The following is a 6,401-nucleotide window of genomic DNA, read 5'->3' as shown; positions in this document are numbered from 1 at the left end:
TGGCACTACTGGCGATAACGGCGCTGCTTGCCGGCGTCGTTGCTGTGTCACGTGCTGTGCCCACAACCTCCGTTACTGGTGATACTGTGAACCCTTCAGTGCCGGGTGCTGTCGACCATCCCCCTCCTGTGCAGCGTATGGTACCCCCGATACCTCTCCAGCCGGAGCCCGATCTCAACAAACCCATCAACATTCTATTGCTTGGAGCCGACTCCCGCGTGACGAGTGACCCCGGTCGTGCAGACACGATCATGCTGGTGCGACTGGACCCGGTGACAAAACATGTACGCCTGCTGTCTCTTCCACGTGACACGCGCGTCACGATCCCCGGCCATGGCGTCAACAAGCTGAACCAGGCTTCCAGCGGGTACTACCGGGACGGCGGGACCAGTCTGTTGATCGATACCATCACAACGGACCTGTTGCCGGGTCTCCGCATCGACTATACGGTCAAAACCGATTTTGCAGGGTTCGCCGCCATCATCGACGCCTTGGGCGGCGTGACCATCGACGTCGAGGAGAGGATGTACTATAAGGCGGTCGACGTGCTCATTGACCTGCGGCCGGGCGTCCAGCATCTCGACGGCGAGCAGGCGCTGGGGTATGCTCGCTTCAGGATGGATGCTGTCGGGGACTTCGGCACGTGGTCTGGCGAGGACCACGGACGTGTGGAGCGCCAGAAGAAACTCGTGGCGGCTGTCATCGATCAGACGAAAGACGTACGGACACTGCTGCGCTTGCCTGCCGTCATCCGTGCTGTGCAGGCGGTGGTGACAACCGACATGTCGTTCAACGTCATGGCGCGCATCGGAATGACGTACAAGGACGTCGCGGAGAAAGACGTGGAATTGGTTCCTTTCACCGGGATGCCGCAATATGTGGACGGCGTGTCGTATGTCATCCCCAACATTGATGTTCTCCGAAAGACGACGGGGCCGCTCTTTGGCGTTGCGGCCCCGTCTGAGCCGCCTTCGAACTGAGCCTGGCAGGGTATTCTACAATCCGCGTAGCTCCTCGTCGAGTTTCTCACGCCGCAGAAGGTCATATCCGAGCAGGTGGCCGTTCACGAGGATGCCAGTGAGGCCGCCGTGAGCCAGGTAGCCTTCGGGATCGTTCACGGCGTCCACCTCGGTGACCGTCAAGCCGAGCTTCTCGCCGACATACGTGGCGGTCTGGCCGAGGATGCGGTACTGGAACGGACACGAGAGAGGTCCGAGCAGCACCGTGACGCGAGCCAGGTCGTCAGGCAGCGACGTCGGTGTCACGACTGCGTGGGGAGTTGGGGTCCAGACGGTTTCCGGTAGGAAGGGCTTGAACATGAGGTCCGGGTCGCCGTCTACGTGGACAAACCCGTGGTGCATATAGAACGATTCGGCGGACTGCTGGCCCTCGGCTTCGCCATGAAAGGCCATGGCGGCCATGCCGTCGGCAGGCTTGCCGTCGAACCAGCGATGCTGGCGCTGCATGGTCGTCTCGACCTCTGCCAGAAGCTTGCTGCCGATGCCCCTCCCCCACCGGGACTTCTTGGGGACCCAGATGCAGTCGATAACGGCCACACCCACGCCCATGGGGTCGCGGTCGGGATGACACTGGATCATGCCGATAGGGTCAGCTCCGTTGTAGGCGACCCAGGCAAACGTGCCCAGCTCGGCGAGACGATCGCGGANNATCGTGGCAAGGTCGCCTGCGTTGCGTACTGCTACCGGAAGAATCCTTGTTGCGCTCATGATGGCCTCACCATTCGTTGAATACCTTCTCGGCAAAACCGAGAAAGTGGTCGAGGTGCACCCGGGTCCCGTCGTCGAGGACGGCGTCACCGGTGAAGCGCCCAAAGACCTGATGCTGAACGGTCTTGATGACGCCGATATCAGTCTTGGCATGGCGATCCAGGATGGGCTCGAAGTCCATGTCGAATCGACCGTCGCTGCTCACGAACTTCCAGGGCTTGATGAAGGAGTCCGGCGGGATCTGGAACTCGATGCGGTCGAACTTGTGCACCCTGCCATCCCAGAAGATGACGTTCTCACTGGCGGCGCTGGTGTCGCCAAACCCGTAGCCGATGTTGAACCCGAAGGAATGCCCGTCCACACGGCCGGATCCGGAACCCCAATACCACGTGTTGCGGTATGGCCAGACGCCCCGACCCCAGTCGAGGACGCCGGCCGAGGTCTGTGGGTCGAAGACATGGTCCACGCCGCCGACGGTGATGGTTCCAGTCGCGGGCATGCAGTTGACCTTCTGGTTGTAGTAGAAGGCCTTCGGTGCATGTTCGAACGGGGTCAGGATGACCATGCTTTCCAATGACGGGTCCTGGTCCAGCCTCAGACTGCCCTTGATCCCCTTGCCATGGTCGAAACCCGGGAAATCCAGGGTCAGCACGCGTGAGGCAGGGTTGCGGGTGAAGCGCAGGTCGATGCAGCTGTCCTTGTACGCGATGTCACCTGTCTCGGACGTGCGCGGCAGGTTGAGCGACCCTCGCGTGAACGGCTTCATGATGGTTTCCGTGACCTCAGTCTGGTTCACGAAATCCAGCCAGGTCACCGAGATGTTGGCCAAGTAGCCGATGTCTGAGATCGTCATGGCTACGCCGTAGTCCGGAGTCAGGACACAGTAGTAGTCCCACTCCTTGATGCGCAGCCAGCTTGCAGCGATGCGTTCGCGGTTGTAGGTGGCCACCAGCCGGCGTGCCCATCCCTTCTCGTTCAGCTCGCCCCTGTTGTTCAACAGGTCCACGTGAGTGGTCAGCTCATGCTGCATCGACATCCCCCTTTTCGGTGTGGCCCATCATTACTGGCAGCCGGTGCGCGTCAATCCGAATGGTTCTTTTCGTTCTATCCAGTCCTTGCGTGCCCAGTCCCTGGACTTCCAGGGCATGTTCTGCGGCGTCACCATCGGCAGGATGTCGCGGAAAAACGCCAGACGCTCGACGCTGGTCATCGGTACGAAGTTCTCGGCGAGGTCGATGTTGCCATTCAGCTGTTCGATCGTGGAGCAGCCGGTAATGACGGTGGTGACCGGCAGACCCATGCTGTACCGCAGTGCTCGTTGCCAGTCGGCGGCCAGGGTCTTGTAGCCCAGGACCTTCATGCCAACGATGCCCATGCATTTCTGCAGCGCAAATGGCAGGAACTCCTCTGCGAAACTGTAGATGAAATGGTCCAGTGCCGAGACGGCGCACAAGGCCGTGTCGAACGGAAATCGCCGGATGGCTTCGACAAGCACCTGTGGATTTGCATGTCCCGAAATGCTGATAAACCGGACCAGCCCCTCGTCTCGCGCCTCGATCAAAGCCTGGAGCGCCCCGTCCTTGCCGGTCATGGCATCCAGCCGATCAAAGTTGAAGACGTTGTGCAAACGCACTTCTTCCACATGGTCGGTCTGCAGTCGGCTGAGACTCGCCTCGAGCTGTCGACGGGCACCGTCCCGCGTGGTCTCATTGACTTTGGTCGCTATCCACATGTCCACACGTCGGCTCATTGCCACCAGACCGACACGCCGTTCGCTTTCGCCCTCCGAGTAGGCAGGCGCCGTATCGAAGTAGCACACACCGCGTTTCAGGGCCTGTTCGAGGATGGCAACAGCCTGGTCCTGGCTGCAACCTTCCTCATCCACCAGTCGCTGGCATCCGAGGCTCAGGATCGGGAGTTCAACACCAGTCTTGCCAAATGGTCGTTTCTCCATGAGGTTCCTCCCTTCCGCGGTGGAGCCGCGTTCCTCATTAGTATAGCTTCAAGGGGGCAGCCGTACCAGCGGCCCATGTAACCTTGGCTCCTTCACCTGCGTAGACATGGTGACGGCAGGACAGGCACAGCGCAGTGATCCTGCAAATCTGCGACAACATCAGAGGAGATGAGATATGAGCAATCGAACGGAAGAGTTCAAGGTCAGCGGTGAGAAGCTGCTGCAGCAGGTCAAGGACCTGGTCCATCAGGGCAACGTCCGGCGTGTCACGATCAAGAACAAGGACGGCATCGCGCTGTTTGAGGTCCCACTTACCGCAGGTGTCGTGGGCGCGGTCTTGCTTCCCGTGTGGGCGGCCATCGGGGCAGTCGCCGCTCTCGCGGCGTCCTATACTATTGCCGTAGAACTTGTCGACGCGCCGGCGAAACCGACCGTCGAGGGCTCGTGCATCGACAAGACTGAGACTTAGACACAACACTACTCCCTTGTTGGGGCACTGCAGACGGCCGGGCAATAACCCGGCCGTCTGGCATTTCTGTCCGAGAGGCTTGAAACGTGACGCGTTTTATTTATAGTGCCGGCATCGCACCCACATATTTGCATGGGAGGAAGTCATGGATGATGAGAGAGTACGGCTCGAGGGAATCGTCAGTGCGCTCGAACTGAAGATCAGTGAGCTGGACGAGGACAACGTGGTGGCAGAAGAGGCGGCACGCTTGCGCGCAGAGCTTGATGAGGCATATGAACAGATCGATGCGTCCACGCTGACGGATGATGCTATTGATGATCTGATGGACCGATTGGACGACCTTCAGGACATCCTCGAGGACCTTTCCGACTCTGATCCCGACTGGGACGACGAGGAAAAGGAAGAGGAAGAAGTGGACGGAGCCGAGGACGACGAAGACGATTAGTTGGTTGCCCAAGTCTTTTGAATGCAGAACGCCCCGGAGTAATCCGGGGCGTTTGTAGCATGGGAGACAGTTCCCGTTGCTGTTATAAATCTGAACGGAAGGTCAAGGTTTCAAGGCAAGCAGACGGCTAAGCAGAACGCATGCCTGGGCGCGTGTGCAATGGCCCTCGGGGCTCAGCTTTCCCCCGGATTCAATGCCGGGGTCGGGGTTCTTGATGATGCCCTTGGTGAAACAGGCCTCAATGAATGTGTGGGCCCAGTAGCCGGGCTGGACGTCAGCATAGGGGAGTGTTGCCGTGTCGTTCCAGCGCTGTGAACGTGTGATGACCACGAGTGCCTGAGCCACGCTGACGGGTTCGTCGGGCTTGAACAGGCCTCCGGGGTACCCGGTCAGCCAGCCCTTGCCGACAGCAGCGGCGATGTAGCCTGCCGCCCAGTGAGTGATTGTGACGTCCTTGAAGGGATCGGACGTCACGGCGTCCGGTGCGACGCCCAGGGCGCTGCAGACAAGCTTGGCATACTCTGCTCGCGTCACCGCGTTGTCCGGATGGAACTTACCGTCCTCATAACCGGTGACGAGGCCACGGGCGCTTAGATCAGTGACTGCGGTGAAGGCCCACGACGTTGCGGGGACATCCTTGAACCGAAGCCCGGCGGCAATTGCCTGGGGCACCAGCTGGCGCACGCGCATGATGTCGTAGGCGGCCTTAGCCAGGTCGTACTGCATGGATAGGACCCCTGCGAGGTTCAGCTTGTAGTCGATCCAAGGCGTGAACCCATAGGTACCGGGGCAGGAGGCGATAAGGAGGGTTTCGGTGCCTGGATCGGCATCCTCGCGCCACATGCCCAGCCCAGGACGGGCACCACTGGTCGAGGGGAGAAGCGACGAAACTGTGGTATAGGGAGTCTCAGCGATGGTGGACGCAGGAGCCTGGTCCTGCTCGATCTGGGCGACGGCCTGCTCCGAGAGGATGTGCTTGCCAGACCAGACGCCGCCCTGCAGGAGCATGGTCAGGAACCGGGAATAGTCCTCGGCTGTCGAACGCGCGCCGCCGGCCACATCTGGATTCCGGTTGAAACCCATCAGGTTGAAGCTCGTACTGTCCATCCCGAGAGGTTCGGTGATTCGGACACGGAAGAACTCCTGCCACGTCATTCCACTGATGACCTCGCAGACGCGGGCTCCGACCTGGATGGAGACGGATCCGTCGCTCACGGTGGTGCCAGGCAGAGAGGGCAGGGGTCCGCTGGCAATGCGTTTGACACACTCCTCCAGTGTCAGCGTCCGGTCGTCGATCGAGGTGTCTGTTGCCGGCAGTCCGGAATCATAGGACCAAAGCTGTCGTATCGTGATGGCAGCCTTGTCGCCGGTGAATTCGGGCAGATATTTGGCAACGGGGTCATCCAGCGCAAGCGTTCCCTCGTCGACCAGGGTCATCATCGCCGCCGCGGCCAGCCAGCGCGAAGCGGAACCAATGTCCACGACTGTCCCGGGGCCGAATTTGGCGTAGCCGGCGCTCTCGATGACCTTCCCATCCTTCACGACAACCAGGGCCATGCCGCGTGCAGTGGGCGTAGCCGAGCTCAGGAATTGGTTGACCTCGGTCATGTCGTAGGAGCCGATGGCGACGACCTGGCGTCCCGGAGCCGCACACCCGCTTGCGCTCGTCAGCACTGCCAGGACGAGCATGCCGGTGATCAGACGCAGTGCTGATCTGCTCAAACGGTATGGACGGGCCTGATGCATCACGATCGTGTCTGACTCGCTAACCAGTGCAGGTTCGCGGCACTCCAATGTTCTCCATTT

At 60.5% G+C, this 6,401-nt stretch carries 7 protein-coding genes; 3 read left to right on the top strand and 4 right to left on the bottom strand.

Annotated features, from left to right (window positions below; genetic code table 11):
* Positions 1-980 (top strand): LCP family protein (locus SMC5_RS09100; protein ID WP_133299202.1); only part of this gene is annotated, 980 nt, incomplete at its 5' end.
* Between the two features lie 15 nt (positions 981-995).
* Here the strand turns inward: SMC5_RS09100 and SMC5_RS09095 are convergent.
* Genes SMC5_RS09095 through SMC5_RS09085 form a run of 3 tightly spaced genes read right to left on the bottom strand, consistent with a single transcriptional unit; the run spans position 996 to position 3,681 of the window.
* Entirely contained in the window at positions 996-1,727 is a 732-nt protein-coding gene (locus tag SMC5_RS09095; protein WP_119120454.1) for a GNAT family N-acetyltransferase, read from the bottom strand.
* 7 nt (positions 1,728-1,734) lie between these two features.
* On the bottom strand, positions 1,735-2,757 hold the full coding sequence (locus SMC5_RS09090) for a DUF2804 domain-containing protein (protein ID WP_119120453.1): 1,023 nt from the start codon (positions 2,755-2,757) through the stop codon (positions 1,735-1,737).
* A 30-nt stretch (positions 2,758-2,787) separates the two neighbouring features.
* A complete protein-coding gene (locus SMC5_RS09085; RefSeq protein ID WP_119120452.1) occupies positions 2,788-3,681 on the bottom strand; it encodes an aldo/keto reductase in 894 nt (297 codons plus the stop codon).
* Positions 3,682-3,856: 175 nt separating this feature from the next.
* Between SMC5_RS09085 and SMC5_RS09080 the strand changes: the two genes are divergently transcribed.
* Together SMC5_RS09080 and SMC5_RS09075 are read left to right on the top strand one after the other, a co-directional pair.
* Entirely contained in the window at positions 3,857-4,150 is a 294-nt protein-coding gene (locus tag SMC5_RS09080; protein WP_119120451.1) for a DUF4342 domain-containing protein, read from the top strand.
* A 145-nt stretch (positions 4,151-4,295) separates the two neighbouring features.
* Positions 4,296-4,595, top strand: a complete 300-nt coding sequence (locus SMC5_RS09075) for a hypothetical protein (RefSeq protein WP_119120450.1) — start codon at positions 4,296-4,298, stop codon at positions 4,593-4,595.
* 102 nt (positions 4,596-4,697) lie between these two features.
* Here SMC5_RS09075 and SMC5_RS09070 read toward each other — a convergent pair.
* The coding region (locus SMC5_RS09070) for a serine hydrolase (RefSeq protein ID WP_207799185.1) at positions 4,698-6,401 on the bottom strand (1,704 nt) is incomplete at its 5' end.

Source organism: Candidatus Cryosericum odellii (assembly GCF_003570935.1).
Taxonomy (GTDB): domain Bacteria; phylum Caldisericota; class Caldisericia; order Cryosericales; family Cryosericaceae; genus Cryosericum; species Cryosericum odellii.
This window is presented reverse-complemented; position numbering and strand designations above follow the sequence as displayed.

Coding starts and splice junctions, on each gene's coding strand:
- SMC5_RS09080 (WP_119120451.1), top strand. CDS start 3,857: ATGAGCAATCGAACGGAAGAGTTCAAGGTCAGCGGTGAGAAGCTGCTG.
- SMC5_RS09090 (WP_119120453.1), bottom strand. CDS start 2,757: ATGCAGCATGAGCTGACCACTCACGTGGACCTGTTGAACAACAGGGGC.
- SMC5_RS09075 (WP_119120450.1), top strand. CDS start 4,296: ATGGATGATGAGAGAGTACGGCTCGAGGGAATCGTCAGTGCGCTCGAA.
- SMC5_RS09085 (WP_119120452.1), bottom strand. CDS start 3,681: ATGGAGAAACGACCATTTGGCAAGACTGGTGTTGAACTCCCGATCCTG.